The 26,264-nt window shown below is 42.9% G+C and carries 24 protein-coding genes; 9 read left to right on the top strand and 15 right to left on the bottom strand.

Going from position 1 to position 26,264, the window contains the following annotated elements:
- A complete protein-coding gene (locus ACE38W_RS11850) occupies nt 1-1,254 on the bottom strand; it encodes an aspartyl protease family protein (RefSeq protein WP_375831086.1) in 1,254 nt (417 codons plus the stop codon).
- Between the two features lie 175 nt (nt 1,255-1,429).
- Here ACE38W_RS11850 and mqnC point away from each other — a divergent pair, with 175 nt between their 5' ends.
- The 3 genes from mqnC to ACE38W_RS11835 all read left to right on the top strand — a co-directional run bounded on the left by mqnC (nt 1,430) and on the right by ACE38W_RS11835 (nt 4,013).
- Complete coding sequence (gene mqnC, locus ACE38W_RS11845; RefSeq protein ID WP_375831084.1) at nt 1,430-2,554, top strand: cyclic dehypoxanthinyl futalosine synthase; 1,125 nt, start codon at nt 1,430-1,432, stop codon at nt 2,552-2,554.
- A 198-nt stretch (nt 2,555-2,752) separates the two neighbouring features.
- Nucleotides 2,753-3,391, top strand: a complete 639-nt coding sequence (locus tag ACE38W_RS11840; protein WP_375831082.1) for a hypothetical protein — start codon at nt 2,753-2,755, stop codon at nt 3,389-3,391.
- Nucleotides 3,392-3,404: 13 nt separating this feature from the next.
- Nucleotides 3,405-4,013, top strand: a complete 609-nt coding sequence (locus ACE38W_RS11835) for a GNAT family N-acetyltransferase (protein ID WP_375831080.1) — start codon at nt 3,405-3,407, stop codon at nt 4,011-4,013.
- 2 nt (nt 4,014-4,015) lie between these two features.
- Here ACE38W_RS11835 and ACE38W_RS11830 read toward each other — a convergent pair whose 3' ends face one another.
- Nucleotides 4,016-5,479 (bottom strand): amino acid permease, encoded by a 1,464-nt coding sequence (locus tag ACE38W_RS11830; RefSeq protein ID WP_375831079.1) that lies wholly within the window; start codon nt 5,477-5,479, stop codon nt 4,016-4,018.
- Nucleotides 5,480-5,608: 129 nt separating this feature from the next.
- On the bottom strand, nt 5,609-6,475 hold the full coding sequence (locus ACE38W_RS11825) for a hydroxypyruvate isomerase family protein (RefSeq protein WP_375831076.1): 867 nt from the start codon (nt 6,473-6,475) through the stop codon (nt 5,609-5,611).
- 215 nt (nt 6,476-6,690) lie between these two features.
- Between ACE38W_RS11825 and ACE38W_RS11820 the strand changes: the two genes are divergently transcribed.
- Complete coding sequence (locus ACE38W_RS11820) at nt 6,691-6,990, top strand: hypothetical protein (protein ID WP_375831075.1); 300 nt, start codon at nt 6,691-6,693, stop codon at nt 6,988-6,990.
- 63 nt (nt 6,991-7,053) lie between these two features.
- Here the strand turns inward: ACE38W_RS11820 and ACE38W_RS11815 are convergent, their stop codons facing one another.
- From ACE38W_RS11815 to ACE38W_RS11805, 3 genes are all read right to left on the bottom strand, one after another.
- Nucleotides 7,054-8,802 carry a hypothetical protein gene (locus tag ACE38W_RS11815; RefSeq protein WP_375831073.1) on the bottom strand — a complete coding sequence of 583 codons (1,749 nt, stop codon included), beginning with the start codon at nt 8,800-8,802 and terminating at the stop codon, nt 7,054-7,056.
- A 151-nt stretch (nt 8,803-8,953) separates the two neighbouring features.
- On the bottom strand, nt 8,954-11,824 hold the full coding sequence (locus tag ACE38W_RS11810; protein ID WP_375831071.1) for a TonB-dependent receptor: 2,871 nt from the start codon (nt 11,822-11,824) through the stop codon (nt 8,954-8,956).
- A gap of 43 nt (nt 11,825-11,867) precedes the next feature.
- A complete protein-coding gene (locus tag ACE38W_RS11805; RefSeq protein ID WP_375831070.1) occupies nt 11,868-12,662 on the bottom strand; it encodes a GLPGLI family protein in 795 nt (264 codons plus the stop codon).
- A gap of 140 nt (nt 12,663-12,802) precedes the next feature.
- Here ACE38W_RS11805 and ACE38W_RS11800 point away from each other — a divergent pair, with 140 nt between their 5' ends.
- Both ACE38W_RS11800 and ACE38W_RS11795 read left to right on the top strand, forming a co-directional pair.
- Nucleotides 12,803-14,275, top strand: a complete 1,473-nt coding sequence (locus ACE38W_RS11800) for a sensor histidine kinase (protein ID WP_375831069.1) — start codon at nt 12,803-12,805, stop codon at nt 14,273-14,275.
- A gap of 15 nt (nt 14,276-14,290) precedes the next feature.
- Entirely contained in the window at nt 14,291-14,974 is a 684-nt protein-coding gene (locus ACE38W_RS11795; RefSeq protein ID WP_375831067.1) for a response regulator transcription factor, read from the top strand.
- A 2-nt stretch (nt 14,975-14,976) separates the two neighbouring features.
- Here the strand turns inward: ACE38W_RS11795 and ACE38W_RS11790 are convergent, their stop codons facing one another.
- On the bottom strand, nt 14,977-15,816 hold the full coding sequence (locus tag ACE38W_RS11790; RefSeq protein ID WP_375831066.1) for a sensor histidine kinase: 840 nt from the start codon (nt 15,814-15,816) through the stop codon (nt 14,977-14,979).
- Nucleotides 15,817-15,903: 87 nt separating this feature from the next.
- Here ACE38W_RS11790 and pheS point away from each other — a divergent pair, with 87 nt between their 5' ends.
- The 3 genes from pheS to ACE38W_RS11775 all read left to right on the top strand — a co-directional run bounded on the left by pheS (nt 15,904) and on the right by ACE38W_RS11775 (nt 18,876).
- The gene (pheS, locus tag ACE38W_RS11785; protein ID WP_375831064.1) at nt 15,904-16,932 is read left to right on the top strand and encodes a phenylalanine--tRNA ligase subunit alpha; all 1,029 of its coding nucleotides are present in this window, start codon (nt 15,904-15,906) and stop codon (nt 16,930-16,932) included.
- A gap of 12 nt (nt 16,933-16,944) precedes the next feature.
- Nucleotides 16,945-17,796, top strand: a complete 852-nt coding sequence (locus ACE38W_RS11780) for a 3-hydroxyacyl-CoA dehydrogenase NAD-binding domain-containing protein (protein WP_375831062.1) — start codon at nt 16,945-16,947, stop codon at nt 17,794-17,796.
- A gap of 93 nt (nt 17,797-17,889) precedes the next feature.
- Nucleotides 17,890-18,876 (top strand): NAD-dependent epimerase/dehydratase family protein, encoded by a 987-nt coding sequence (locus ACE38W_RS11775; protein WP_375831061.1) that lies wholly within the window; start codon nt 17,890-17,892, stop codon nt 18,874-18,876.
- Here ACE38W_RS11775 and ACE38W_RS11770 read toward each other — a convergent pair.
- The 8 genes from ACE38W_RS11770 to ACE38W_RS11735 form a co-directional block, all read right to left on the bottom strand.
- Nucleotides 18,862-19,539, bottom strand: a complete 678-nt coding sequence (locus ACE38W_RS11770; protein WP_375831059.1) for a hypothetical protein — start codon at nt 19,537-19,539, stop codon at nt 18,862-18,864. The genes ACE38W_RS11775 and ACE38W_RS11770 overlap by 15 nt on opposite strands.
- Nucleotides 19,540-19,632: 93 nt before the next feature.
- Nucleotides 19,633-20,580 carry a UDP-3-O-(3-hydroxymyristoyl)glucosamine N-acyltransferase gene (locus ACE38W_RS11765; RefSeq protein WP_375831058.1) on the bottom strand — a complete coding sequence of 316 codons (948 nt, stop codon included), beginning with the start codon at nt 20,578-20,580 and terminating at the stop codon, nt 19,633-19,635.
- Between the two features lie 495 nt (nt 20,581-21,075).
- Complete coding sequence (hemN, locus tag ACE38W_RS11760) at nt 21,076-22,434, bottom strand: oxygen-independent coproporphyrinogen III oxidase (protein WP_375831056.1); 1,359 nt, start codon at nt 22,432-22,434, stop codon at nt 21,076-21,078.
- Nucleotides 22,435-22,439: 5 nt separating this feature from the next.
- Entirely contained in the window at nt 22,440-23,150 is a 711-nt protein-coding gene (locus ACE38W_RS11755; RefSeq protein ID WP_375831054.1) for a sulfite exporter TauE/SafE family protein, read from the bottom strand.
- A gap of 6 nt (nt 23,151-23,156) precedes the next feature.
- Nucleotides 23,157-23,594: a FixH family protein gene (locus tag ACE38W_RS11750; RefSeq protein ID WP_375831052.1), complete on the bottom strand. Its 438-nt coding sequence runs from the start codon at nt 23,592-23,594 to the stop codon at nt 23,157-23,159.
- A 29-nt stretch (nt 23,595-23,623) separates the two neighbouring features.
- Nucleotides 23,624-25,015, bottom strand: coding sequence for a cytochrome c oxidase accessory protein CcoG (gene ccoG / locus ACE38W_RS11745; RefSeq protein ID WP_375831050.1), 1,392 nt, complete (start codon nt 25,013-25,015; stop codon nt 23,624-23,626).
- A gap of 3 nt (nt 25,016-25,018) precedes the next feature.
- Nucleotides 25,019-26,083: a cbb3-type cytochrome c oxidase N-terminal domain-containing protein gene (locus ACE38W_RS11740; RefSeq protein WP_375831048.1), complete on the bottom strand. Its 1,065-nt coding sequence runs from the start codon at nt 26,081-26,083 to the stop codon at nt 25,019-25,021.
- Between the two features lie 7 nt (nt 26,084-26,090).
- A complete protein-coding gene (locus ACE38W_RS11735; protein ID WP_375831047.1) occupies nt 26,091-26,261 on the bottom strand; it encodes a CcoQ/FixQ family Cbb3-type cytochrome c oxidase assembly chaperone in 171 nt (56 codons plus the stop codon).
- Between the last annotated feature and the right edge of the window lie 3 nt (nt 26,262-26,264).

Below are 26,264 nucleotides of genomic sequence, written 5' to 3'. Positions count from 1 at the left end.
TTAAAGAATACTTTTTATTGGCAATTTTTTTAGTGCCAGGTCATTATCACGCTTGATGATAATATCAGCCCTGGAGCCTATGTTCTTAAGTAATTCCCTGAACAGTGGAAGGTTTGCTCCCATATTGTTATTGACAGAGATAATGATATCTCCCTTTTTGAATCCTGCTTTTTCTGCCGGAGAGCCTTTAATAACATCGGTTACCTCCACCTGCCCATCAATGAGATAGATTATCAGCCCTGTATAGGAGTAGTCAAAAATATCTCTGTAATGGGTATTAGGAAGCAGGTAAATCTCTTTAGTACCGTAGTTAAGCGTTAGATTGAACCTGCGTAATAGGTCATTGCCAATCATACCACCCAGATATGGATAGGAAGTTACGTTGTAGATATCATCGAAAAGATAGGTAGGTACATTTCTGAAAGCAAAGTTACCTACACGAAATTCAGAGATGGTAGTAAGTGTCATGCTCATTCTTCCGCCGAGGCCCTGGGCTTCGGTTTGTATCATTTTCTTTCTCCTTTTTTTATCAGAAAAGACACAGCTGTCATTTACAAATTGATTAGATAGGAGTAAACACATACCGGCGCCGGTGTCGAAGTAAAAACGGTTGCTGGTATTGCATTTGCCGTTTTTTACAGGGGAGGCGAGCAGTGGGATCTGTGTGAGCGAAGGTTTCAATAATTGGCCTCCACGTGGATAGTTATACTTTCCTTGCGTATAGATGCCAATTTCTTCGGTGTCATAATCAACGGTAACAATGTACCGGCTTAGTAGTCCATAGCCGATAATGCCATCTATCTGTAGCCCATATACCTGGCTTATCAGCTCATAGTCATTGACGTGAAAATCAAGGCTGTCCACCTCCAGATTAGGTAGTAACAGGGATTGGTCCATTACAAAAGACACCTGTTTGGTGCCGGCAAGTCCTTTTACCGTTTTATCAGTAGGGATAGGCTTTAGGCCAAGATGCACGCAGGTAGCTGTATCCAGCGAAATGCCTGCGCTTCCGGTATCAAGGATGAATTGTAAGGTATCTGGATATCCTTTTAGCTGTGCCTGGATGACAACCACTCCGCCGTAATATTGTTTGAACTTGAAGCGGGTAATGAGTGTGGCATTGCGGGAACTGCTGTCGCCAGGAGGCAATAGGAGGCGTAGATCGTCAGCATTGAACGTGGTTGCAGTGGCATGCTGGCAAGTAAAGGCTGTTCCTAATATCAGCAAAATGCGTAACAGAAACGGTTTTAACATGTTGGGGATAAATAACGGGTATCGTATTGCTATAAATTTAACATTTAAAACGGTTCGTATGAAATATTTTTATTAAGAAAGAACGATATCCGGGAATTAACTTATTCATCACTTAAATATATCCAATTACACTACCTTTGTTTCCGTTTAGCCGTCAACTTTTAAGGAAAGCAAAATGGAACTACAGGATTTATACAAAAAGGCGCAACAATTTGAATTTCTGACTGCAGAAGAAGGAGTATTCTTATTTGAAAATGCACCACTGGCAGAGCTGATGCAGATTGCCAATGAGCTGCGTAAGCAGCAGGTGCCCCATGGCAAGGTTACCTGGCAGATAGACAGGAATGTGAATACGACCAACGTATGTACTGCCAATTGTAAGTTTTGTAACTTCTATCGTATCCCGGGGCATCCGGAAGCGTATATTACCGATATCGAGGAATATAAACGCAAGATAGAAGAAACACTGAAGTATGGCGGCGATCAGCTGTTACTGCAAGGTGGTCACCACCCAGAACTGGGCCTTAGCTTTTATGTGGACCTGTTCAAACAACTCAAACAGCTTTACCCTAACCTTCGTTTACACACCCTCGGCCCCCCTGAGGTTGCACATATCACCAAACTGGAAAAAAGCACCCATATTGAAGTACTGAAAGCCCTGCAGGAAGCAGGTATGGACAGTCTTCCAGGTGCTGGTGCTGAAATCCTCAATGATCGTGTTCGCCGCCTGATCTCTAAAGGTAAATGTGGTGCACAAGAGTGGTTGGATGTAATGCGTGCCGCTCATAAACTGAATATCGCCTCTTCGGCTACCATGATGTTTGGTCACGTAGAAACCGTGCTGGAACGCTTTGAACACCTGGTAGACATTCGTCAGGTACAAAGTGAAAAACCAGAAGGTCACTATGGTTTCACTGCCTTCATTCCTTGGACCTTCCAGGATGTAGATACCCTGTTGGCGCGTATCCGCGGTGTACATAACATGACATCTTCTGAAGAATATATCCGCATGATTGCAATGAGCCGTATCATGCTGCCTAATATCAAAAATATCCAGGCCTCCTGGCTGACTGTAGGTAAGCAGGTAGCACAGATATGCTTACACGCTGGTGCAAACGACTTCGGATCTATCATGATTGAAGAAAATGTAGTAAGCGCTGCAGGTGCACCACATCGCTTCACTTACCGCTCTATGCAGGAAGCTATCCGCGAAGCAGGTTTTGAACCACAGCTTCGCACACAGCTGTATCAATTCAGAGAACTGCCAGCAACCATCGAAGAGCAGGTAATCAACTACTAACAAACATATTTTTTGCTGATATTAAAAGCAGGATTTCCATAACGGAAATCCTGCTTTTTTATTTTCTTTAATCAGATTCTAATTTATTCATTTACAGTTCATTAACAAGTCTAAAAATATTGTTAAAACAGTCTCTCAAATGTTACAATTCCTGTCTTTCTACGTCTAACAAATACGAACAAAAATCAAGGAGGGAATATGAAAAAGCTGGGTTTAATGGTAGCCGCACTGGCAATTCTTGCAACGACGGCATGTACAAGCACAAAGGTTACTTCTTCATGGAGAGCTAATAGTGCTCCTCAACTGCAAAGAGATCAAAAGGTGATGGTAATTGCGCTGGTTCCTCAACGAGACCGCACATTACGTAGCCAGATGGAAAACTACACTGTTGCTGAGTTCAGGAAGAAAGGATATAATGCTGTTTCTGCATTGCAGGAATATGGTCCGGATGGATTTACTAATATGGGCGAAAAACAGGTAGTGAACATGTTAAAAAGCAGTGGCGCTAACCAGGTATTAACAATAGTAATGGTAGATAAAGGAAGAGAAAGACAATACGTTCCAGGCACCATGTATGGTAATCCATATCCTTATGGATACTACGGTTTCTGGCCTTACTATTCTATGTGGTACGGCAGGATGTATTCTCCTGGATACTTTACCGTTAATACCAAATACCAATGGGAAGGTAACCTCTACGACTTACAGAGTGGTCAGCTGACTTATTCTGTTCAGTCTAAATCTTTCGATCCTCCTACTACCGAAAGAATGGCGGTGCTTTATGCACAACAGGTAGTAAAGGACATGGCCAAACAACAGTTGCTGGCCAACAGATAAGCAATCATTTTTAATGAAAAAGCGGGAACATTTTAATGTGTTCCCGCTTTTTTGTATGTTTATTGCTTTTATTCCTGCTATGATAGAGATTCCAGTTAATGATAAATTGTACTTAAGACAACTGCAACCACAGGATGCACCATTCGTATATCATCAGCTGGACATCTCCCGAAAAAGTCTTCGCAAATTTCTCCCCTGGGTCGATTATAATACAAATGAAGAACATTCGCTTCGTTTCATTCAGTTGATGACACGCAAAACAGAGGAACAGGAAGCCGTTGCTTTAGGCATCTGGTATGAAAATAAATTCTGTGGTGTCATTGATCTGCATAATTGGGAACACCAGTTACAGAAGGCTGAAATCGGCTATTGGCTGGGTACTGAATTCCAAGGCAAAGGCATTGCTACTGCAGCCAGTAAAGCGCTTATCAGCTTCGCTTTCACTAAACTTAATCTGAATAAAATCGAGATAAGATTCGTGCTTCAAAATGAAAAGAGCGGCAAAATCCCTATCAGACTTGGTTTTTCCAAGGAAGGCATTCTGCGCGATAGCGCCAAACTACATGGCCAGTTTGTGGACATGGTCATAATGGGCATTCTGCGCGAGGATTGGCACCACTAGTACTATAGTTGCTTTGCAGCAGTGGAAGCGCGTACACGGCTATTCTTCTTACCATAACCAAAATAGATTACCATACCAATCGCCATCCAGATAATCAGTCGTAACCAGGTATCCAGCGGCAATGAGACCATCATGGTCAGGCAGGAAACAATGCCAAGTATAGGTACAACAGGCACCCATGGCGTGCGGAAGGCGCGTGGTGCGTCAGGCATGGTATAACGCATAATCCATACGCCGGCGCAAACAATTACAAACGCTAATAAAGTACCTATGCTGGTCATCTCTCCCACTACTCTTAATGGCACAAATGCAGCAAACAAACCTATAAAGACACAAAACAGAATATTTGATTTCCATGGTGTACGGTAACGGGGATGGATATCCGAAAATATCTTAGGCAATAATCCATCTCTGGACATCGCATAGAATACGCGTGATTGTCCCAATAAATCCACCAGAATTACCGACGTATAGCCGACGATGATAGCCAGGAGAATTGCTTGTCCCAGCCAATGATATGGCGTATTTGCAATCGCAATGGCTACAGGAGCGCCGCTATCTTTAAATGCGGTATATGGCGCTAAGCCTGTCATTACGTGTGCAAACAAAATAAACAAGACAGTACAAATGGCAAGTGATCCCAAAATGCCAATAGGCATGTTTTTACGGGGATTTTTAGTTTCCTGTGCCGCGGTGCTGATGATATCAAAACCTAAGAATACGAAGAATACAATACCGGCGCCGCGGAAAATACCTGAGATGCCAAATTCACCGAACTTGCCAGTATTAGGTGGTATATATGGCGTGAGATTCGCGGGTTGGATGTACTTCCAGCCAAGGGCAATAAATACTAATACCACGCCTACTTTCAAGGATACTACTACAGCATTCCAGATGGCAGAACCTTTAGTGCCTCTGATCAATATCAGCGACATTAATACGACTACCAGTGCTGCCGGCAGATTGAGTATACCACTGATTTGCGCGCCGCTTTGTGCCGTGAAGGATTCGAAAGGTGAATGCAGCCAACGTTCTGGCAGGTATATGTTGTAATTGGCAAGAAATTTTACGAGATAATTAGACCAGCTGATTGCTACCGTTGCCGCACCCACAGAGAATTCCAGTACCAGATCCCAGCCGATGATCCAGGCAAATAGCTCACCCATAGTGGTATATGCATAGGTATAAGCGCTGCCAGCAACGGGTATCATGGATGCAAATTCAGCATAACAGAGTCCAGCAAAGGCGCAACCTACCGCTGCTACTATAAATGATAACGTCACTGCCGGGCCGGCGTGATTGGCTGCTGCAAGTCCTGTCAGCGAAAATAGGCCGGCGCCGATGATAATACCCAAACCTAGCATTACCAGTTGAAACCCATTAAGGGTGCGCTTTAAGGAATGTTCTCCTTCATCAGTAGATTCCTGGAGAAGCCAGGAAAGCGGCTTTTTATAATATTGCTTCATTTATATTATCCTACTGTTTTTGTGGACTAATGGCGGCAAAGGTAAGGTTGAGGTATTAACAAACAAAATAAAACATCCGTTCGTACAGTATGTTCGAACGGATGTAATTGATATTTAGGAAGATGATGATTAGGAAATATCGCAGATATGAACGGCAGTTTTCAGGGAGGCCAGTTTATCCGTGTGTTTAGGGATAAATTCCTGTGCTACGTAACCGGTAAAGCCGGTTTCATAGATAGCTTTCATGATAGCAGGATAATAGAGTTCCTGTGTTTCATCGATTTCGTTTCTGCCAGGAACGCCGCCGGTATGATAATGCGCAATATACTGGTGATTATCTTTTAGGGTACGGATCACGTCTCCTTCCATAATTTGCATATGGTAGATATCGTACAGTAATTTAAAGTTCTCAGAACCTACTGATTTACAGAGTTCTACTCCCCAGTTGGTGTGATCACACTGGTAATCGTGGTGATCCACTTTACTGTTGAGTAATTCCATTACTAGGGTAACGTTTTTCTTTTCAGCATAGCTGAGAATGCGTTTCAGTCCAGTGGTGCAGTTTTCGATACCTTGCTGAGCGTCCATTCCGTTACGGTTTCCAGAGAAACAGATCAGGTTTTTGAAGCCTGCTTTGGCAGTCGCGTCGATGTATTGTTTGAAATATGCCTCTAGTTTCTCATGGTGGGCCGGATTGTTGAAACCTTTGGTGATACCCCAATCAGGACCATTACTGGCCACCATGGCGCAATAAAGATCATTTTTCTTCAGGATATCGAAATCCTTCGGATCTACGAGGTCAATAGAGGTAATCCCTATTTTCTTAGCGGCTTTGCAGAGATCATCCAATGGAATTGGATAGCACCAGGAGCAAACGGAATGGTTAATTTTTCCTTTTAGTTTTTCTTCCATAACGTTTTCGAGGGCAGATACTCGATTAGCCAGGGAAGATATGGCGGTAGAAGCCACAGCCATGGTAGCAACTTTCTTTATCATATCGCGGCGTGAGTTTTTCTGAGGCATAATAAGTGTTTAAAATACGGTTCAAGTTAACAGAAATAGATTTGAATTGCAATAGCACTGCAATTGCAGTGACAGAAAATCTTACTGAAACCTGAATTTTATCCTTTGATGTACCTTTGTAGAGAACATTTTTTCATTTTGGTCGGTTATTTGTTTAAGTAAGAGAAAAAGAAAAAGCGGAGGTTGACATGGATAAAAAATATACTCCCAACTTATGGATCTGCATTGTAATGGATCTTCTGGGCTGTGCCAGCTATGCCATCCCGGTTTTAGGTGAAGTTAGCGACATTGTTTGGGCACCTGTATCTGCCTTTATTTTTTACCGCCTTTTTGGTGGTCCCCTGGGGTCTTTTGGTAGTGTTTTTAACCTGATGGAAGAGCTGTTCCCCGGAACGGATTTCATCCCTACATTCACGATTGCCTGGGCGATCAGAAGAATTACGGCACCTCATTCAAAGCGTATGGTTTCACCGGTACAAAACATTTGAAAGTAAAAAGTGCTGGTCTCTATTCAATAAAGACCAGCACTTTTTAGTTTCAAAAAAAATTAGTTATTGCCGTAATATTTTAAATGACCCGGAAATAGGTACCTGTTGGGCAGGTATCCCTGAGCTTGAATCAGCGGGTTGCGTAATTGTACCATTCAGGCTTCCAATAATATAGTCTCCTTTATTAGCCGTCTGCGTAATACTCACCTGCACATTAGGATTAGAATAATAAACATTATCGATGCCTATACTCAAAATGCTTGGGGTATGTGAGCCAATACCAATATTATCCATTATCCAGTATACCGATTGTCTGCCTGTTTTTCTGTCGATAGAGAAAGTATAATATGGGGGTGTGTCAAACATTACCATTGAATCGGCAATGCTATTATAGGTATAGGTTTTATTTCCTAAGATTAATGAAAACGATCCAAACTGAACCTGATCACAGGCCTGAAGGTTACGGATAACTACACCAGACGAAGCAAGTATAGTTGTCGTAGCTGCTTTACTTGCATCCAGGTCAGTACCTGTAATCGTTACCTCTTCTTCATTGTTATTACAACGTAGAATGGAGACCTGATATGTTCCATTTTGTAAATTGGCCAGATAGGTAAGTCCTTCTAGTTTTAAGGTTACAACGCCATTGGCTATCGGCTTGTCGTCACAAGCTGTGAGCTGACCTTTAATGAAAAGAATATTAGCTGTTGATAAAGTAACGGCAACGGTACCGAGGTCAATATCTTTTGTAAAAGGCCCTATCTTGGAAGTATAAACAACATCTTTACACTTATCATAAAAGGTTATAGTCAATGGTTCATTAGAAGGCACGAATCCTTTTACTGCTCCTGCTATATCCGTTGTGGCATATGCGCTGCTACCATCAGGGCGTGTAATATAGACGCTCATGTTACCTAATGACCCTCCGTTGACATCCTGGAAAGTGGCCTGGAAATTAACCATAGAGAACTGAGCATCACAATTCCAGAAAGAAAAATGTTTTACTGTGCCTACATAACTATTTCCGGATTTAGTTGCTTTTCCTTCTTCTTTCCATAAACCATCGGTTTCATCAAAATGCCATAAAGGAATAGTTGCGGGTGCAGATGCCTGTAAGCCAGCAGGGATCGTCATTTTGAAGTTGACATCCTGCTTTCCGTCGAGGTGAAGCTTTTCACCGTTTTCTCCCTGCAGTTCTAACGCCATCATGCCATAGGATTTTAAACCTACTTCCTCATTGTTGCTATTGACAGCGCGGAGATCACCTGGAAGCTGACTGGCAAAGTTTACATCTTCCGGATTAATCGGTGCATAAATCAAAGTGGCTTTACCAGCATAGGGCTGGTTACTCGCATTTAAGACCTGGTTGGCAGTAAAGGTAAATTGTGCGTTAGAAGCAGTGATAGTACCACCCTTGTTTGCATCAAATGTGCCGGCCGATTTTTTGGGAAGCAGCTGAATTTGTACAAACTGAATTTTTCCTGCGCCACTTACTTTAAATGTTCTGAACCCATTAAAGTAGCCGTCTTTTTTCACGAAAGCCACTGCTGCAGCTTCTTTCATATCAGCTTTTGAAATCAGAAAAACACCATTTTGATCAGTGATGGCAGAACCGTTGCCACAGCTCACTGCGGCGCCGGATACCGGCTGATTTTTTTCATCCAGCACAATGCCCTGAACTCCGGCATTGATTTGTTTTGTAGGAATGGTTGATACGGGTGTTTCGGTATAATCCGCTGGAATAGACTCTTTGTTACATGCTGTAAAAACGAACAGACAACATGCCACAGCGATTTGCTTAAACTTACTCATAGGTAAAGGGTTACATTTTGCGCAAAGCTAAAGGTTTCTATTTATAAATTTATTTTATCGAATAATTACTTGCTAATAATCAATTACTTATAAACAAAACAGGCTGCCTCAACTTCTCGAGACAGCCTGTTCGCCTATAGTGATCTTATAATTAGAAACCTCTGTAACCACCACCGCCGCCGCGGCCACCACCATTCTGGTACATACGCATGTTTCTATCCATATCCCTTTGCATTTTATCGCGGTTAGAGTTCTGGCTCTGACCTCCAAAACGATTCAGGAAGTAGGTAAAGCTTAGCATAAAGTACTGCTGCAGCACATTTGAGCGGGAGTCTTTAATATAGTTGTCAGTTACTGTTCTGGATACTGCTGCATACTGATGCAACAGATCAAACGCCTGGAACTTAATCAGTCCCTGTTTCTTTGCGAATACATATTTAGCAACATTCGCATTCCATAAGGTAGATGTCAGGTTATTACCGTTAGACAATCCTGCGTTCATAGTATAATTGATATCTGAACCAATCATGAAACCATGTGGGAGTGTAACGTTTACATCGCCGTTAACACCATAATTTACATAATTACCGTTGGAAGATTTGGTAACGGAATAACGGGTAATATTATACGAAATATTTGCGCCAGCGGATAAGTCCAGCCACTCTTTCAGCATGAAGCTCACGTTGGCGCTTTGTCCGAGTATAATCGTGTTATTGAAATTTTTCAACGCATTGTTGATAGAAACGTCACGGCTATACGAAATGTTGGTAGCGGTATTCAGGTTCTGTCCTGGTGTTTTAGACAGTGGAATTGAATTATGCATCATGCCACTGAAGCTATAATAACCATTTACGTTTACAGGCATGGTAATCGTTTTACCAGTGGTCGAATCGTAATTGATGGCATTGATGATTTTGTTGCTACCAAAATTACTGGTGAGCATCAGGAATGCTCCTCTAAAGGTGTTTATGTTAAACGTGTTGTAGTTAACAGTAATCGTGTTATTGAATGCGGGTTTCAGATTTGGATTCCCCTGTTGAACATACAATGCATCACTATTGTCTGGCACTGGTTGCAATTGCTGGATAGTCGGCTGCGAGGTGTTACCATTATAGTTAATGCGAAGTCGTTTGTTTTTAGAGAACGTATAATTGAAATTCGCATTAGGCGAGAAATTCACTGTACGTTGTGTGATCAAACTATCTTTCAGCGTTCTATAGGCGAATGTACTGTTATCAAGACTATTAAATAATACATTCAGACCAATTGCATAATCATATTTCAGCTTCACCGTTCTGATGGCGAGACCTGCTTGTTGATTGATGGTATTATTAGTAAAGATGTTGCTCAGCGAATCATTCCTTTTAGTATAACCCATCTTGGAACTATCGTAATCGTAGGTATAACGCTCACTGTAGCTATGGTATTTGTTGATGCCATAGTTTACTTCCAGGTACCTGTCTTTGGAGAGAGGCTCTGAATAAGTAAGGTTTGCGCCAAGCGTTTTACTGTAGCTATCGGTAGTGTTTTCCTGGTTATAGGAAGAATCTTTTCTAATGTTATCATTCAGGAACATGGTGTTGGAAATAACAGTACCAATCTGATTATTAGTGTTGTTATTATACGTCAGGTTCAAGCTCAATGAGCGGCCTTTTTTATTGAAGCGTTTGCGGAATAAGAGGGAACCACCATAACTGGCAGAGTTGCCATGACCATCATTATAGGTAATACCACGGTTGATAGTGTCGTTTTTGTTGTTGCCAAGCGTCGTATAGGCGTTGACGGAGTTACTATTACCGTTGGTGAGTGTATAAGTAGGTGTGAATATGAATGAATGCAGTGAATCCAACTGGTATTCAAAGCGCATATTCACGCGATGGTTCAAGTTATCGGTGCTAGATGCTGAATTAGTATACTGATAGTTAGAATAGTTTGCCTGAATATTTTGTTGAGTAGTATTTTGTAAAATATTGACTTTGTTGTCATTAAACAAATAACTACCACTAAAATCAAGCTTCTTATTAAAGGTTTGCATAAAGTTGATACCCGCCATTGAACTGGTAGTAATACCAGGACTAACAGTTGTAGCACCACCTCCAGAGAAACCGCCACGGCGACCACCGCCACCACCACCGCCGCCACGACCAAAACTCATTTGGTTTTGTGCCGAGAAACCGAGGTTGTTAACGTTATTGGCGTTACCTACCAGAGAGATTTTTTGGTCATCATTAAAGCGATTTAAATTAAAGCTCACGCCATATCTGTCATCAGTACCATAGCCTGCGGTACCACGCCCGAAGAGCCCTTTGTTCTTATCTTTTTTGATAACGATATTGATCGCTTTTTCTGTCTGGCCATCATCAATCTGTGTAAATTCGGCCTGATCAGATTTTTTATCTATCAATTGTACCTTGTCAATAATATTTGCAGGAAGGTTTCTGGTGGCCATTTTAGGATCACTTCCAAAAAATGGTTTACCATTTACCAGTACTTTATTAACTGTTTGGCCCTGCGCGGTGATGCCACCGTCTTTGTCAACAACAACACCAGGGAGTTTTTTAAGAAGGTCTTCAACAACACTGTTTTCGCGGGTTTTGAATGCATCAGCATTAAATTCCAGCGTATCTTTTTTTACAACGATTGGTGGTTTTTCCTGAACAATTTCAACACCGGCGAGGTCTACGCCTTTGTGTTCCATCATGAGGTTTCCGAGGTTGATCGTCCTATTGTCTGCGTTAATGGTAACTGGTTTATATACGGCTTTATACCCCATAAAGCTGAGGTAAATTCTGTAAGAGCCGTCCGCAATGCCACTGATTTCAAAGTTTCCTTTATTATCACTGATGGCAGTATTAGCTACGGAGGAGTCTTTGGAATGTAATAAAACTACAGTTGCAGCGGGGAGAGCTTCTTTGGTTGTCTGGTCGGTTAGTTGTCCTTTGATTTTCCCCTGTGAGGACTGAGCCTGGGCGTGAAACACTCCAAGGCACAGCATCAACAGGATTTGCATAATTCTCTTCATAATTCGGATGTAGTAGCAGAAAGAAGTAAGTTAGGTAGGTTTTTTACATTTGCGGTTGCCGCTTACGTAATTTTTCCATTTCTGTTCTTCTGATCTCTCTGAATTGCTCCTGGCTTACTTTCTGTGCATCTGTTGGTATTGCTAAATCTGTTTCTGTTACAGGCTTCAAACTTACCTTCTGTGCAGTGAAAGATCGATTGCTACTTTCAGCAGACAGTACAACACCATTGCCACCAGGCAACAGACCATTGATAGGTGAATAGCTGAAAGGCAGGTCTGTAGTGTACCACACGGTGTAAGTATCGTCTTTGATCTTTACTGTGGCCTTTTTACAAGTGAAGCCGGCAATTTTCTTAGTCTTGTCGCTGGTTTGCGCATCTGCAGCTGCTATATAATCTTCTTCTGTATAGTACGTCTTCTTATCATCTCCCTGGGTAGAGAAGATTTGTTGATATTTTTTATGTTCCAGGTCAACGAACTGTCCGCCGCCATTCATACCACCTCTAAATCCGCCACCATTGCCGCCGAAGCCTCTGCCCTGACGAGTGGAGTCGCCACCGCCCTGGCCTCCTCTCCTGCTGCCGAAGCCGCCGCCATTGGCAAAATCAGGACGATCGGTTGTTAATTTTCCCACACCATTGTTAAAAGTGAAATGTTGCTCCAGGGTAATAACATCGGGGATATCAGGGGCATTTTCTCCTCCGGAAAAACGAGCCATGCGCTCGCGATCTACTCGTTGTGTTACTTCGTAATCAATCACCCCGGATTGTTGTGCAAATAGGGTGGAAGAAACTGGCAGTAATGCTGCTGCCAACATCAGCCGGGAAATCAGGTTCATAAAATGGTTGTTTTATATGCAAAAAACGCTATTCGTCGTGGGACTTTGCGTTAAAAAGCTTTATTTACTGTTAATTATTGTTAAGGATTTTATCGCTTTCCCAGCGGATTAGATAGTTTTGTTGAAGATCAATCTTGTTTATGCGTCAACGTATCCGAAATATTCTTACCCTGATGAGCATTTGTATACTTGGAATTTTTCTGTTCCAGGCTTACTGGCTCTATAATTCCTATCGTATCAGGGAAGAACAGTTCAACAAAGAAATCAACGACGCTTTGCGTAATGCCGTTTTTAACCAGCAATATTCTGACGTACGTAGATATATACGATATTATAGCAAAGACCGTGATTCTATCAAGATGAATATGAAAGGTTATGCTATCCAGCTGGAAGAAATAGGTATGCCCAGAGACGGAAAACATGGTCCTACTTTTAGAACACCACACGAACACGATGGTGAGAGAAGAAGGCCTCCCTTCCCTCCAGAGCCATTTCCTAACGACTCACCTGCACGTATATACGCAGATACCCTGGCCCGTCAGATTTCTGAATATCTTATTACCAACAAATATAATGATAGTGCGGCTTTAGTAAAACTGGATTCTACCTTCAAATCAGAACTTAATAGCCGACAAATCATTACAAAATACAAACTGGATACTTTTCATATGAGCTTCAATGGCTTTGAAAGAGAAAGTTTCCGGGATAGTATCCGTAAAAGAGAACCTAACCAGACAAGGAAAATACCTTTTAATCCTGGTACCAACCTCTTTGTGCAGGCAGTATTTGAATCGCCGCTGCAGTTTATCATCCAAAAGATGCTGTGGACGCTCATTAGCTCTCTCCTGCTGCTGGTACTCACTACCATGTGTTTTATTTACATGCTGCGCACCATCCTTAAGCAGAAAAAACTGTCGGAGGTGAAAAATGATTTCATCAACAACATGACGCATGAGCTGAAAACACCGATTGCTACTGTGTCTGCAGCTGTTGAAGCTTTACAGAATTTCAATGCACTGAGCGACCAGCGTAAAACACAAACTTATCTGGATATCTCCAAGCAAGAGCTGCAACGTCTCTCCGATTTGGTGGAGAAAGTACTGCATATTGCTGCGGAAGAAAAAGAAGAAATCGAACTGTTCAGAGAAGAAACAGACCTGACAGAAGTAATTGATACCATTCTTTCCACTCATCAGCTGAAGGCGACTAAACCTTTACAGATAAGGTTCGACAACAATCTCAAAAACGAAACTGTTCTGGTAGATAAAACACATATCGCCAATGCAATCAATAACCTGATAGACAACGCGATAAAATACTCCGGAGATACGACAAACATCTATATTCAGGTATCTGCAGACAATGACATGCTGATCATAAAAGTGAAAGATAATGGCATTGGTATTCCTCGCAGCTACCAGGATGATATCTTTGATAAATTCTTCCGGGTACCTACTGGTAACTTACATAACGTAAAGGGTTTCGGGCTTGGACTTAGCTATGTGAAGCGGATCGTGGAAATGCACGGAGGTACCATCAATGTGCATAGCGAGCAGGATAAGGGTAGCGAGTTTACGATTATAATCCCTGGTTCTATATCTTCCAAAAAATAACCTATTATCTCAATTATGGCTAAAGTATTACTGATAGAAGACGAATGGCAGTTAGGACAGATTGTGAAAGACAGTCTGGAAATGCGTGGATTTACCATGTTGTATGCTGCCGATGGAAAAGAAGGATTACACCTGTTTCAAACGGAGCATCCTGACGTTGTAGTGCTGGATATTATGATGCCGAATATGGATGGCTTCACGGTTACAGCAGAGATCCGCAAGCAGGATAAATATACACCGATCATCTTCCTGACAGCTAAATCACAGACTGCAGACGTGGTCAGAGGTTTTGAGCTGGGGGGAAATGATTATCTGAAGAAACCATTTTCCATGGACGAGCTGATCGTACGTATCAAGGCTTTGCTGAAACGCTTCGATGATCAGCCGGTACGTAACCTGGAAGAAGGTGCGGTGGCTATTGGTCAGTATATGTTTAACTATGCCAAGCAAACCCTTACCCGTAATAGCTCTACAGAGTTTTTGTCACATAGGGAAGCAGAAATTCTGCGTCGTTTGTATGATAATAAAAACGAAGTAATGGAGCGAAAAACTGTTTTGCTGGATTTATGGGGAGATGATAACTTTTTTAATGCCCGTAGCATGGATGTATTTATCACAAAGTTGCGTCGCTACCTAAAAGATGATAGCAGAGTACAGATTGTAAACATCCGTGGTGTTGGGTATAAGCTGATCTTTTAACTTTATGCAGCGGGTATCGCTGCTTCCATCTCAGTGTTTACTTCAAAAATTATTTTTACCCGGGTACCTATTGGTGCTTCGTGTTCGTTGAGCAGGTCTTCTATATCTATGCGGCAGCTGGAGTTAAAAGTGGAGCGATAGAGCTCTATTCTTTCGAGGCATATTTCCATTCCTTTAGACTGGTGTGGAACGCCTGATTTCAGGTCGATATTGCAGCGGAGCGCGGCGAGGTTTCTGCCAATACCGTTATCTTCTACTTCACATAAAATTGTATTTTCCTGCAACTGTATCCAACGGATATACAACTGTTTATCTCCCTCTTTTGCCATTAGTCCGTGCCAGATGGCATTTTCCAGGAAAGGTTGTATTAGCATACCTGGAAGCCGAATGGCAGTTGGGCTGATGGCAGGATCTACTTCTACTGTGTAGTTAAAAGCCTCACTGGTGCGGAGTCTTTCAAGTTTCAGATAATATTCCAGCATATCCATTTCTTCTTTCAGCGAGAGTAGGTTGGAGCCTGCGTGCATTAATACCATGCGTAATAGTCTGGCAAAGCCAGAGACGTATTCTTTGGCGCGATCTGTTTCGCCGGTAATGATGGCACTGTGTATGCCATTGAGGCAATTAAAGACGAAATGGGGATTTATCTGTGATTTGAGGGTGGTAAGTTTCATATTTGCCAGCTGTTTGCGTAGCAGGCTAGTTTCGGTTTCCAGGAAGGCTACGCGGCGCTCGGCGGCGGAAAGGCGTGCTTGTGTGGCCTGCAGGGATTTTTGTCCACGCAGGAATAATACCAGTAACACCAGTGCAACAGCGGTAGCGATCAGGAATAAAATAGACATATACAGATTTGCGGTTGAAAATATACAACTTTTGCCCTGTTTTTATCACTTTGCGGAAGATGTACTAAACACTTATCTTTGTTGTTTATGGAACAGTTAGTACAGCAAATAGCAGCCTACAAAGAGGAAATCTTGGCCTACGTGCCTTCAACAGCAGCGGATCTGGAACAATACCGCATAAAATTCCTGGGTACAAAAGGTATCGTGAAAGCCCTGTTTGGGGAAATGAAGCAGGTACCTAACGACCGTAAGAAAGAATTCGGTCAGATCCTGAACGATTTTAAGCAGCTGGCTGAATCACACTATGAGCAATTTAGCAACCTGAAAGAAGCCGAAGGCGGAACACAGGACGATACAGACTTCACATTACCTGCAGCACCTCACAGACTGGGTACACGTCACCCTATCAGTCTGGTGCGCAATAAAATCATACATATCTTCGAAAGATTAGGATTTACCATTGCCGAAGGTCCTGAAATCGAAGATGACTGGCATAACTTCACTGCGTTGAACCTGCCGGAAAATCACCCTGCACGCGATATGCAGGATACTTTCTTTATCAGCAAAAATCCAGACTGGTTATTAAGAACCCAAACTTCTTCTTCCCAGGTACGCGTGATGGAAGAAGGTAAACTGCCTATTCGTATTATCAGCCCGGGTCGTGTGTACAGAAACGAAACGATATCTGCACGTGCGCACTGCTTCTTCCACCAGGTAGAAGGGCTGTATATCGACGAGAATGTGTCTTTCGCTGACCTGAAACAGACCCTTTACCATTTCGTGAAGGAGATGTTCGGTGAGAATACAGGCATTCGTTTCCGTCCATCTTACTTCCCATTCACAGAGCCTAGCGCGGAAATGGATATTTCCTGCTTCATCTGCGGTGGTACTGGTTGTTCCGTATGTAAACATACCGGTTGGGTAGAGATCCTGGGTTGTGGAATGGTACATCCGAAAGTACTGGCCAACTGTGGTATCGATCCGGAAAAATACACCGGCTTTGCTTTCGGTATGGGTGTTGAACGTATTACTATGCTCAAATATCAGATTAAAGACCTTCGCTTGTTCTCTGAAAACGATACACGTTTCCTAGAACAGTTTGAAGGTACTGTATAAAGCAGTTCCAATATGACTAAAACCATCGCTGTATGTGGCGCCGGTACAATGGGTGCCGGCATAGCACAAGTTGCAGCCGCAAGCGGATTTACTACTATCTTATTTGACATCGCTCCTGCGATGCTGGACAGGGCCAAAGCTCAAATCGAAAAGAGCCTGGCCCTGGCTGTTGAAAAGAACAGAATGACTCCTGAAAACAGGGATGAAACGCTGCAGCGTTTAACTTTTACCAGCACTGTAGAAGATTGTGTAGCAGATGTCATCATCGAAGCTATCATTGAAAAAGTAGAAGCAAAAACTACTCTCTTCAATCAGCTGGCTACGATTAATGCACCGGATACCATCTTCGCTACTAATACATCCTCTCTCTCTGTTTCCCGCATCGCATCTGCTATTGAAGTAAATCCTGCCCGTGTAGCAGGTATGCACTTCTTTAATCCTGCGCATGCCATGAAGCTGGTAGAGGTGATTTCAGGTAAGCAAACAGCTCCTGAAGTAGCAGAATCTGTTTATATCCTGGCGGAACAAATGGGTAAAACCCCGGTAAGAGTAAAAGATTCACCGGGCTTTATCGTCAACAGAGTGGCCCGTCATTACTACCTGGAAGCAATGAAAATTGCAGAACAGGGTATTGCCGATTTCAGCACCATTGATCAACTGATGGAAGGTGCAGGCTTCAGAATGGGCCCTTTTGCCCTGATGGACCTGATCGGGAATGATATTAACCTGGCTGTATCACAGTCGCTATACGATGCCTTTAATTCCGCGCCACGGTTTAAACCCAATCATCTGCAGGAACAGCGGGTGAAGGATGGTAAACTGGGTCGTAAATCAGGATTAGGGTTCTATAGATACGAAAAATAATCTCCTATATCATAGCGGGCATGAAGCCTCAGCGCTCAAATACAAAAGAACTGACTATTTTTGGGCCTGCTAATGTAAAACAGCATTCTTCTCATGATTTTAGTAACCGGTGGTACTGGACTTTTAGGTGGTCATCTGATTCGTTCACTTGTGGAAGCGGGAAAACCTATACGAGCATTGTATCGTAAAGAACCTCCTGCGCGGTTACAGGATATTCAGCATAAAATAGAATGGGTAAAGGCCGACATCCTGGATGTATGTGCGCTGGAAGATGTCATGGTAGGCATTGAACAGGTATATCATTGTGCAGGCGTGGTGTCCTTTGTGCCAGGAAATAATGATCTCCGGAAAGTGAATGTGGAAGGTACAGCAAACGTTGTAAACATGGCTTTGGATGCCGGCGTTAAGAAGCTGGTGCATGTTAGTTCAGTGGCTGCACTGGGCAGAGCTAAAGTTGGTGAGAATGTGATCAACGAAGAATCTGAATGGCAGAATAGTAAAAATAACTCTAAGTACAGCGTTAGTAAGTTCGACGGCGAAATGGAAGTATGGAGAGGTATTGCAGAAGGCTTGCCAGCAGTTATTGTCAATCCTTCTATTATTCTGGGAACAGGCCATTGGGACGAAGGTAGTAGTGCGCTTTTCAAGAATGTTTATAAAGAATTCCCTTATTATACCGGCGGTGTCAATGGGTTTGTAGATGTGAGAGATGTAGTAAAGGCCATGATGCTGCTGATGGATAGTCCCATTACAGAAGAACGATTTGTGCTGAATGCGGAAAACTGGTCGTATAAGCAGCTGTTTACCACTATGGCGGAGGCCATGAACCGCAAGCCGCCAGTAAAGGAGGCAACACCGTTTATGACAGGAGTGGTATGGCGTGTAGAGAAGTTAAAGCATATGTTTGGAGGTAAGTCGCCGCTTATTACCAAGGAAACGGCGCATACCGCACAGCTGAAAGTATACTATGCAAATGACAAGATCCTGGAAAGTTTACCAGGATTTTCCTTCAGGCCACTGGCTACCACTATTGCCGAAACTGGCAAGGCATATGTGGAATATCGCTCATCGCAGCAATAACGCAGCCATCGCAGCAGCAACGACGTTGGATGTTCTTTCATCCACGTCGGTTCTCATCCAGATACGAGGATTCTTCCCCGGAACAATGGCTGCAATGGTTTTCTTCCCATCTCTGAAAACATAACAGATATTTTCATAAGAATTGGCAATACCAAACCGGTTATTCGCTGATATCCTGAAACTCTCCCCTTCTGTTCTGAGTATACCACAAAGCTTATCCTCATTCAGGTCGAGGTAGGTAGAAGTTTTTAATATCAATTCCCAGCGTTTTAAGGGGTCATTTTTCGAGTCATTCAGCAGGGCATAGAAGAATGTGGCTTTATCGGATGCTCTGTCCAGAAAGTCCGGCAAATCGCGATTCAGGAAGGCGATGTGTGTGACTTCCATGGTTTGTACAGGGATTTTTGCGCCTTTGCCACTAAGGGTGAAACTAAAAGGTTTTAAAGGGCTGCTGATGGCGCCGCCGGTGATGCTTTCATCTACCCCGTTTTTCCGGGAAGAGGTGGAATAATCGCCAAAGATGATGGTTTTGGCAGTGAACCATCCGTCATCGATTTTGATATGCCACTGGTTAACAGAGTCGTACAGATTGTCTTTAGGAAAACGCTGTGCGAGCGCAATTTGGGTTGTTAACAGCAGCAGCGCTGCGAAGAAGTATCTCATAAAAATACATCAGCGGTTAATAAAAAAGCAGAGGAGCAGACATCTGTTACAAGATGGTTTGCTCCTCTGCGAAAGTAATGTATTGTGTAGATCTTAGGAAAGATGTTTCACCTTTTCCCAGATCTCAGGGATACGTTTGATCCATGCCAGTTCTTTTTTCTTGGTGCGTGCTTCTTCAGCAGGGTAACCGAAGTAAACTTTGCCGCCTTCAAGGGAGCTTGGAACACCGCTTTGTGCAAGCACTACTGCGTTTTTACCAATCACCAGGTCTTTAGAAACACCTACCTGACCCCAGAGAATAACGTTGTCTTCGATAAGGGCTTTACCGCCGATACCTACTTGCGCAGCGAAGAGACAGTTTTTACCTACTACGGTGCCATGACCAATATGGATCATGTTATCGAATTTGGTTCCTTTGCCGATGATGGTATCTCCACTTACACCTTTGTCGATGGTACAACCTGCACCAATTTCAACATCATCTTCAATGATAACACGGCCACAACTTTCCAGTTTGTCGTACATCACTTCTCTGTCTGCTCTTTTCTTGAAGTAGAAAGCGTCAGCACCGATAATGGTACCTGCCTGAATAATAACGTTATCGCCTATAACGCTATGGTCATAGATGGTTACGTTAGGATGTATGATACAGTTACGACCAATGCGCACATGATTGCCAATGAATACATTAGGTTGAATGATCGTGCCTTCACCAATCAGTGCAGAATCGCTGATTGCCTTTGTTGCCGGTTCAAAAGGACGGAAGTGTTTTACCAGTTTTACGTAGGCGCTGAACGGATCGTTGGTAACCAATAAGGCCTTACCATCCGGACAATCAACTTTCTTGTTGATGATGATGATGGTTGCTGCAGAATTCAGGCTGGCAGAATAGTATTTTTCAAAGTCTACAAAAGAGATATCTCCAGGTGTTACTTTATGTATTTCGTTAATGCCGGTGGCCATTAACTGGCTGTTGCCAACCAGCTCTGCGCCTATCATTGATGCGATTTCCGTTACGGCAACTGGTGCTTCGAACTTCATATGATCTGTGTTATAGAGTAATGTTAAAAGTGGAACAAAGGTAGTAAATCAACAAGTGCAATGATGATTTTCTAAAAGGAACTTCATGTACGTTTTGAAAGATTCATTCTGTTGTTATCCACAATTATTTTAGTGGTGTGAATAAAATTTTTTGTAAAATTTTTCTTTTGTCATGAAATTCTTTTTAATATTGTGTAGGGAATTTTGTTTCCCTGTACTTACTAACCCATTCACATAATAGAAAAGTCTGATTGTTTACACGGTCAGACTTTTTTTATTGCCTTCGAAACACGCGTCAACACAGCGTTTCAGCGGATACGTTTTTTTCTCTCTGCTTTTTGCATTGCTATCTTCTCTAAAAAATTACCCGTTGATCATCTTCCTCAACACCTTGCCCTCCTCTCCCGATTTTTCAAAAAATGGGATTTTCGGACACCAGTTAGCCCGATTTTAACAAAAAAAATCGGGCTTATCCGGTAGCAGTTATAGTCAGGATTAAATTGCTTGGCTAAAAAGTTGTGATGAAGGAAGTTTACGCCATAATCTTGCATCAAACGCCATGCATATATTTCTGATAAACGTTCTTCCAGTTGTTGTTACCTGTACCCTGTCTGGCATTACATTTACAAGTCCGTCCCGCTCTAATTCCTGCAGCCTGTCAATCCCCGCAATCACTGCATCACACTGCGTATCGGGCTTATGCCATCGTGTTTCGAAATTACACATCAGGTCATGAATATGCCCTCTTATCAACAGGTCTTCCTCACTGAGAATATGTCCGCGGACGATTGGAAATTCTCCCCTGTTTACTTTCTCCTGGTAAGTAGCGGTATGTTTCTCGTTTTGGACATAGGCATACCAGTTATCACCAATGGAAGAGGCACCTAATCCCACTAACAATGAGGTATGCAAAACAGTATAACCCATGAAGTTACGGTGCAGTGTTCCATCATGAAATGCAGTATACAGTTCATCTCCAGGTAATGCAAAATGATCCATGCCTATTTCAGTATAGCCGGCAGCTTCAAAATGTTGCTTACCGGTTTCATACAGCTTTCTCTTTTCTTCATCCTTTGGAAGATCTGATTCATCATATTTACGCTGTCCATTTCCTTTCATCCAGGGAACATGTGCATAACTGTAAAAAGAGATCCTGTCTGGACGTAACTCCATCACTTTTTGTATGGTGTCCTCTATGCTTTGTTGCGTTTGCAAAGGCAGCCCATATATCAGGTCAAAGTTGATAGAGTCGAAGCCTGTTTCTCTTGCCTGCTCCATCACAGTTGCCACTGTTTCAAATGGTTGTATGCGATTGATAATCTCCTGGACCTTAGGATCAAAATCCTGTATACCTAAACTTATCCTTCTGAAACCAAGCTGATATAAGACCTCCAGATGTGCCTTCGTGGTATTTCCGGGATGACCTTCGAAACTCAATGCTGCATCTGGTAATAAAGTGGCAGATGCAAGTATGCCGTCCAGCAGTATACCCAAGTGCGCCGCGCTAAAAAAGGTAGGAGTACCACCTCCAAGATGTATCTCCCGGATGCGCGGCTTCTCTCCGAAGACCGCAGTATATAGTTGCCACTCTTTTAACATTGCTGCGATATAGGGTTCTTCCACACTATGATTTACCGTGATGTGCTTATTGCAGCCACAGTATGTGCAAAGTTTCTCGCAGAATGGAAGATGGAGGTATAAACTGATACCATCTGTGTTGTTAGATTCAAGAAAAGATTTTCTTAATAAACCTTTCCATCTTTCCAGATCAAAGGAAGATTCATCCCAATAAGGAACAGTAGGATAACTGGTATATCGTGGCGCTGCCACATTGTATTTCTGTAGTAGGCTCATGTGAATTAAGGTTTAAAGCAATGCTCAAAAATTTTTTCGTGCTGCTGGTTGATAACTGGACTGATATAAGGGATGCCCAGATTCATGCCACGCATGATAAGCAGAATGGCCATTATGGAGATCATAACGGGGACCAGCCTACGCATTTTATTACGTATGCCAATACTCAGAAGATGACCGAACCAGGCGGCTCCCGCCATCGCAGGAAGGGTACCGGCGCCGAATGCTGCCATGAATAGCATTCCTTTCTCTACTGTGCCCGTAGCTGCTGCGCCGGTAATACCCATATATACTAACCCGCAGGGCAACAAACCATTCAAAACTCCTATAATGAATAACGTACTGAATCGCTGTTGTACGAGTAATTTGCCCAGTGCAGCTTTTACCTGTGTAGTCATCATCCCTGGCATGGTGAACTGAAATTTCCGGGAACTCAGGATATAATTTACCAATACTGTAAACAGTAAAATAAGTCCTGCAGTTACAGACAACCATTGCTGAAATCCTCCCAGAAACAGTTGTTGTCCCAGCCATCCAAACAGCAACCCGAATAACGTGTATACACTGATTCTACCTGTGTTATATAGGAAGATGCCTGCCAGTTTCCGCGCACCTTGCAGGTGCTGTACAGGCAACGCAAGCGCAATAGGCCCACACATACCCACACAGTGAAAACTGCCTGCAAATCCAAGTAAAAAGGCGGTCAGTGTAAACATAATTGCTTAGTTGATGTGAAGAACTTCTTCCTGGTAATACTGTTTGTTATCCATCTCCCACTGAATCTTTACGCGATAATTTCCACGGATAAATTTCTCTCGGGCAACTGTTTGATTACCATTATGATCAGGTTGTAAAGGCACCGCAAAATCTTTATTGGAATCGGAAGGCCGATAGAAAGAAATGTTTCCCTTAATAGCCCTGCCGATAAGCTCTTCCGGCATAGTAATAGACACGGTCTCACCCGGTTGGGTTACCTTAACAGGCGCGGATAAACGACCTGCATTATTTCTTCCTTCAATGATATCCTGGTACTTCAGCTCTTCGCTGTAGTAATCGTTTGTAACCATATCAATTTTTGTACGCATACTTTTGGTGACCAGCGTCAGCATACCAACGGCGAACAATGTGAAAACGATAATGATTTTATATCCCCAGTTCATGGTAAAGTATTGATGATGTGTATGATAACTTAAAAGGCAATCGGGCCGGAGAAAGTTGTGTTGATACTGCTTATCAGCATATTATTCTCGTAGAGTCCTATCCTTATTTTTGATTTTCTTCCTTGCACTGCGGTTTTAGGCAGCACGATAAAGAAAGTTCCTTCTCCTTGTCCTTCGGCTTTAACAGTAATGGATGATTTACCGATCATTTCAATGACGCCTGGTGTTCCTTCCAGTTTTAGTTCCAGCGGGATGCCGGCGGTAGTTTTATTGATCAGTTTTATTCTGTAGAGATTTGAAATACTATCAGTTCCTCTCTCCTGGTAAAGCATACCAGCAGTTCGGATAATAGTGCCGGTAACAGGTTTGCGGCTGGATAACATGCCTACGATGGCGCCGAGAATAACCACTAGTATGGTTGTGTATATTTTTAGCCGAGGTGTAAACCGTAGCGTTTCTTTCTTAGCGATATTATTTTCGGAGGCATAACGGATAAGCCCACGGGGACGGCCGACTTTCTCCATCATAAAGTCACAGGCATCTATACAGGCGGTGCAGTTCACACATTCCAGTTGTGTTCCGTTCCGTATATCTATCCCCGTAGGACAAACCCTTACACATTGCAGGCAATCGATGCAGTCTCCCGCTGCACGATCTTCATCTTTACGGTATTTTCCGCGAGGTTCTCCACGATTATAATCATAGGCTACCAGTACGCTGTTTTTGTCCAGCAACACGCCCTGCAAGCGTCCGTAAGGGCAGATAATGGTGCATATCTGTTCTCTCATGAACGCATAAACGCCATAGAAGACTCCGGAGAATACCAGTATAGCAATAAAGCCACCCATGTGGGCGCTAAATGGCTCCATGATGATTTTTTCCAAGGCTTTGGCGCCAATGATATAAGCGAGGAATATGTTGGCAATAATGAAAGAGATCAGGTAAAAAATGAGATGTTTGGCGGATTTGCGAATGATCTTATTGGTGTTCCAAGGGGAACGCTGTAGTAACTGTTGCTGAGCGGCATCTCCTTCGATCCAGTATTCTACTCTCCGGAACAACATCTCCATAAAAATGGTTTGTGGACAGGCCCACCCACAGAATAAGCGGCCAAAAGCCATCGTAAAGAGTACAATAAACAGAATAAAAGCCAGCATGGCCAGCCCGAAAATGAAGAAGTCCTGTGGCCAAAAAATAGCGCCAAAGAGAATGAATTTTCCTTCTACCACATTGAGCATAAACAAGGGCCTGCCATTTATTGAAATAAACGGCAGGCTAAAAAATGCAAAAAAGTAGAAAATGCTGAGAACTGTGCGGATATTATAAAAACGACCAGTAGGCTGTTTTGCAAATATCCATTTGCGTTTTCCTTGCTTATCAACTGTGGCTATGCTGTCTCTGAATGTTGTACTGTCGGACATGTCTTACTCTTTTTCGCCCTGAGGTGCTTTCGGATTAGGAGGATTGGTACCATGGATAGACTTGATATAGCTTGCTAGCAAGGCTATTTGTCTTGGGGAAAAGTCCTCCTGCCATGACTTCATTCCTTTTTCCGGGACACCGTATTTAATAGTTTTGAAGACGTCATTGATTTTGCCGCCATGTAGCCAGAAATCGTCTGTCAGGTTAGGGCCTACAACACCCTGTCCTTGCGGCCCGTGGCAAGGGGCACAGTTGCTGACGAACAGCTTCTGCCCTGCTTCGAGTTCATCTGCTGCCGTGAGTTGCTTCACGGTATTTTCATCTACATTGTTAGCAGCATTTTTCATGTATTCCGCTTTGGCAGCAGCAGCTTTTTCTTCTGCCATGGCGAGTTCCTGTATTTGTGTAGGGGCTGTTTCTGACACATAACCACGCCAGAGGTAAACTACTCCAAAGAATATGCTGAAGTAGAATCCCCATTTCCACCATGGTGGGGTAGGGTTATTCAGCTCACGTATACCATCGTATTCATGCCCCATATCTTCTTCTGCCTCTGATGCTTCATCTACCGTTCTTGTTTTATTGATTTTTTCTAACCAAGAAACGCGAGGTTTACCAGGAACGGCGACTTTCTTCGGTTTCCGTTTGCGCTGAATACCCACCAGGTGTTTCAGAGTAAAGAGCAGGCTTATGATTACAAGGATTTCTAGGAGTATAACAGAGACTAATACCCAGAGAGATGTTTTAGATAAGATGCCGTTAGTGGCAGTTTCTACCAGGGTATCAGCTGCAGATGCATTGCTTGTACTCAACATCCCCAGGAGGATGATACCCATAGTAATAACTGCTTTCCCGGCATCTTTCTTCATCCTCTCTCTAAATATATCCATGGCTCCCATTACTGCATTTCCGAGTATAGCAATGGCGATCAGCAAGCCACCGCATACCGTTATGAGTACCAGTGCCACAGGGTCAGATAGCTCCGATGGCTGTGGCTTCCCCTCGGCGAAGGCAGGCACGCTGATTAACGTACCTGCTGTTAATATGATTAGTTGTCTGAGATTCATAAGTATTTTAATTTTCTTCTTTATCCAGTGGAATACGACTCACATGTTCCATCATCCGCTTGTCTGCACTGAATGCCAGATATGCAGCCCCGATAAAAAACAGCACGAACAGCACCAGCGTGATAAGCGGATAAATACTGATACCAGAGATGGATTGCAGATAATTGATGAATTTCATGAT

Source organism: Chitinophaga sp. Hz27, from assembly GCF_042263525.1.
Lineage (GTDB): Bacteria > Bacteroidota > Bacteroidia > Chitinophagales > Chitinophagaceae > Chitinophaga.
Note: the sequence above shows the minus strand (reverse complement) of the source record. Positions and strands in the feature narration are given on the sequence as shown.